The sequence below is a fragment of the Paenibacillus sp. A3 genome, from assembly GCF_001399685.1.
GTDB lineage: Bacteria > Bacillota > Bacilli > Paenibacillales > NBRC-103111 > Paenibacillus_G.
In genome coordinates this window covers 1-3,885 of record NZ_JTHN01000017.1, presented here as the reverse complement: position 1 = coordinate 3,885, position 3,885 = coordinate 1, and the positions used below count along the sequence as shown (strand labels likewise).

The following is a 3,885-nucleotide window of genomic DNA, read 5'->3' as shown; positions in this document are numbered from 1 at the left end:
TCGATGATCGGCGGAAATGGGACTTTGGCTCTCGACTCCCCGATGGAGATCAGCAGCCGCAGTGGAAGCACTTCGTAATGAAAGGAGATAATGGCTATATAAACCGCCGGCAGGGAAATCGTAATAAAAAAGGCAATAAAGCGCAGCAACCGGATAAAGGATGCCACGATCCAACGGCTGCTGTAGTCCTCGATCGATTGAAAGAACGTCAGGAAAGTGACGGGGCCGATGAGCACTCCTGGCGAATTATCGACAATAACTGCAATTCGGCCTTCCAGAAGGTGCGAGACGGTCGAGTCGGGACGCTCCGTAATGATGAACTGCGGCAGCAGGCTGGCCGGATGATCTTCGATATATTCTTCCAATTCCCCCGCGTTAAAGATGTGGTCCGTATCGATTTGCCGAAGACGGGTCTCAATTTCCTCCACCAAATCGGGTTTGGTGATATCCTCCAAATACAAAACCGAAACCTTGGTTTTTCCTCTCGCGCCAATGACGAACTGCTTGATTTTTAATTCACGGTTCGGCAAATAGCGGCGGATGAGCGCGATGTTCTGACCGTCCGCCTCCACGAAGCCAAGATGCGCCCCTTTTAAAGTCTTTTCGGTATCGGGTTCCTTGATCGCTCTTTCCGGTCCCCCTTGCGTCGGAAAGACGTAACAATACGGCAGGCCGTCGATGAAGAGAACGCTGTTCCCATGGAAAAGCGACAGTTCGACATCGGCCCACCGGGTAACCGTCTGGGTCTGTCCGGTGATCGCCGAGGCGTTCGATAGGTCGTCGACCGAATTCAGCTCGTGAATAAGCGGGTGCAGAATATGATTGCTGACGGCGGGCTTGTCCGTCAATCCGTCGAAATACACCAGCAGCGCATGCGCTCCCGGCTTCATCTGGAAATGACGGGTGATCAGATCGGGCGTATGGCTGAAGGTACGGTAAAGGGTATCCAAATTTTCGGCGATCGATTTCGAAATAGGGGTCATGGCGTTACCTCCTGTGCGCTTCCGTACACGAATCCTCCCTTATCCTTACAAGTTGCGCAGAAATAAACAAAAATATACCGTCATCGAATTTCGTCACAGCCGAAAGTGGATTCGACATTTTTCGTCTTTTTCGTCCATAAAACGTTCAAGAATCCTTAACTTTCGCTGTGACTTAAATCATAGAGCCTTTTGGTCCAGGACCTCTACAATAAGGACATAAGATGTCCCGCACAAGGGAGGGAATAAGATGGCTAAACCGCACAACGCCGCATCCCAAATGCATCAAGGGGAAACGCCGGTTGTTAAACAAAAGAACGAAGAGGAAGGCCTGAAAGGCACTTTCGCTTCCGTCATGCTGCTCGGATTGTTTCTGCTGCTGAGTTGGTTCGGGGTCTTCGTATTGTTCATAGTCAGGGGGTAAAACCGTAGACGGGGAACGGGAACGGAACAGAGATTGAAGGAGTTGAAGGAGCATGCATATTCATCGTTTGGAAAAAATTTGGCTCATTTTCGGGATTTCCATGTTAGTCTTATTTTTAACGGTCGTCGGTGTGGGAGCGTTTGCATTGGGGATGGAGCCGCCCGGCGATCACCGGCATACGGTAAATCCGGATACGCTGACTACGACACCGCCGTTCGATAAGCCGGGGCTTCACCAAATTGGCGACAAAGAGTACGAGGCGATTTTGGTTGCTTTTGCCTTCGGGTACAATCCCGATAAAATGGAAATTCCGGCGGGGTCGAAGGTTCGCTTTCAATTGACCAGTTCCGATGTCGTGCACGGGTTTCAAGTGAACGGAACGACGATCAACATGATGGCCGTGCCGGGCGAGGTGAACCATTTCTCGTATACGTTCGATAAGCCGGGGGAGTACCTGGTGCTGTGTAACGAATACTGCGGCGCGGCGCACGAAGTCATGATGATGAAAATCATCGTAAAATAGGCACGCACGGTCGCAGAAAGAACCGCAACATCTTATATTGTGAAAACTATCACAATTCGTGAAGGCGGAAGCGGGGCGATTCCTTCGTCGGAATGTCTTGCCCGGTCCGCAATTAAAGGAGCGTATTCCCTATGATTCAAAATCTGAAAAGTTTCGATCGGCGCGATTCGGCTTTGGTGCTCGCCCATATTCTTTTCGCTTTCTTCGCGCTGTTTCTCGGCGGCATTGCCGGCGTCATGCAAGGGCTTGTCCGCGGGGGAATGCTTGCGCTGCCGATGGGCATCGGCTATTACCAGCTGCTGACGGCGCACGGCGTCTTGATGGCGCTCATCTTCACCACCTATTTCATCATCGGATTTTTGTATGCAGGGGTTGCCCGTACGCTCGGAGGCCATCTGCTGCCGATTGCCCGCAATCTCGGCTGGCTCGGCTTCGGCTTGATGACACTCGGAACGGCGATTGCCACGGTTGAGATTTTGCTGAACCGGGCGACGGTGCTGTACACGTTCTATGCTCCGCTCAAAGCTTCACCCGCGTTTTACATCTCGTTGGTGTTCGTTGTCGTCGGGAGCTGGATGAGCGGCTTCGGCATCTTCATCAATTACCGCTATTGGAAAAGAACGCACCGCGGTGAAACGACCCCGATCTTTACGTTTATGGCCGTCGTGACGATGCTGATGTGGATTATCGCAACGCTGGGCGTAGCGATCGAGGTATTGTTCCAGCTTATCCCGTGGTCGCTCGGCTGGGTCGATACGGTCAACGTCGTGTTGAGCCGGACGCTATTCTGGTATTTCGGCCATCCGCTTGTTTACTTCTGGCTATTGCCTGCTTATATGTGCTGGTATGTTGTCATTCCGAAGGTGATCGGCGGCAAAATGTTCAGCGATGCACTGGCCCGCCTGTCGTTCATCATGTTCCTGCTCTTCTCGATTCCGGTCGGCTTCCACCATCAGCTCATGGAGCCGGGAATCTCGAACGTCTGGAAATTCGTGCAGGTCGTTCTGACGTTCATGGTCGTCATTCCGTCGCTGATGACGGCGTTCTCGCTGTTCGCCTCCTTTGAGATGCACGGCCGGTCCGTCGGCGCGAAAGGATTGTTCGGCTGGCTGAAGAAGCTGCCTTGGAAGGACGTTCGCTTCTTCGCTCCGTTCATGGGGATGCTGATCTTTATCCCGGCCGGAGCCGGGGGACTGATTAACGCCAGCCACGAGTTGAACGCTATCGTTCACAACACGCTGTGGGTAACCGGCCACTTCCATCTGACGGTGGCAACGAGCGTGGCGCTGACTTTCTTCGGCATCACCTACTGGCTGATTCCGGCGATGCTGGGACGGGAAATGACTCCGCTCATGCACCGGATGGGAATTATCCAAACGATCGTGTGGATGGTCGGCATGTTCTTCATGTCGGGCTCGATGCATACGGTCGGTCTGTTCGGATCGCCGCGCCGGACTGCCTTCACCACCTATCAGGACCATCCGGATGCGATCATGTGGATGCCATACCACGTGGCGATGGCCGTCGGCGGCACGATCTTGTTCATCGGCGTCGTCCTGATGATCATTAATATCGTCATGCTGCTAAGCGCCCCGAAAGGGCAAACCGAGTTCCCGATCGCGGAAGCGAGCGAAGCGGCGGAAAAAGCGCCGGCCATCTTCGAGCGCTGGGGCGTATGGGTCGGCGTGCTGGTTGTCCTTATTCTTGTAGCTTACTCCGTACCGGTCATGGATATTATTTCGAATGCCAGCGTTGGCTCGAAAGGATTCAAGACCTGGTAATATTCGATACTCTATTCCTCCATTTTCTCTCTTTTGCCTCCGATACGGGCCATGGGCCGGCGGAGGCCCTTTTTTTGTGCGCAAAAAGCCCCGCGGTTATCCGCGGGGAGCTTGTTGAGAAACCCGCTTCGCGTATAAAATTCTCTGCATACGACGGTGGGGGATATCCCTCCAGCC

The 3,885-nt window shown here is 53.3% G+C and carries 4 protein-coding genes; 3 read left to right on the top strand and 1 reads right to left on the bottom strand.

Going from position 1 to position 3,885, the window contains the following annotated elements; all coding sequences use genetic code 11:
- The coding region (locus QJ48_RS02135; protein ID WP_054972022.1) for a spore germination protein at window positions 1–983 on the bottom strand (983 nt) is incomplete at its 3' end.
- A gap of 247 nt (window positions 984–1,230) precedes the next feature.
- On the opposite strand from QJ48_RS02135, the gene QJ48_RS35260 reads away from it, so the two are divergent.
- The 3 genes from QJ48_RS35260 to QJ48_RS02125 all read left to right on the top strand — a co-directional run bounded on the left by QJ48_RS35260 (window position 1,231) and on the right by QJ48_RS02125 (window position 3,708).
- Window positions 1,231–1,404 carry a cytochrome c oxidase subunit 2A gene (locus tag QJ48_RS35260; RefSeq protein WP_081890242.1) on the top strand — a complete coding sequence of 58 codons (174 nt, stop codon included), beginning with the start codon at window positions 1,231–1,233 and terminating at the stop codon, window positions 1,402–1,404.
- A gap of 52 nt (window positions 1,405–1,456) precedes the next feature.
- Window positions 1,457–1,927, top strand: a complete 471-nt coding sequence (locus QJ48_RS02130) for a cytochrome c oxidase subunit II (RefSeq protein WP_054972021.1) — start codon at window positions 1,457–1,459, stop codon at window positions 1,925–1,927.
- A gap of 131 nt (window positions 1,928–2,058) precedes the next feature.
- Complete coding sequence (locus tag QJ48_RS02125) at window positions 2,059–3,708, top strand: b(o/a)3-type cytochrome-c oxidase subunit 1 (RefSeq protein ID WP_054972020.1); 1,650 nt, start codon at window positions 2,059–2,061, stop codon at window positions 3,706–3,708.
- Window positions 3,709–3,885 lie beyond the last annotated feature (177 nt).

What these genes read in the sequence shown, in the direction of transcription:
- QJ48_RS35260 (WP_081890242.1), top strand. Translation starts at nt 1,231, where the DNA reads ATGGCTAAACCGCACAACGCCGCATCCCAAATGCATCAAGGGGAAACG.
- QJ48_RS02130 (WP_054972021.1), top strand. Translation starts at nt 1,457, where the DNA reads ATGCATATTCATCGTTTGGAAAAAATTTGGCTCATTTTCGGGATTTCC.
- QJ48_RS02125 (WP_054972020.1), top strand. Translation starts at nt 2,059, where the DNA reads ATGATTCAAAATCTGAAAAGTTTCGATCGGCGCGATTCGGCTTTGGTG.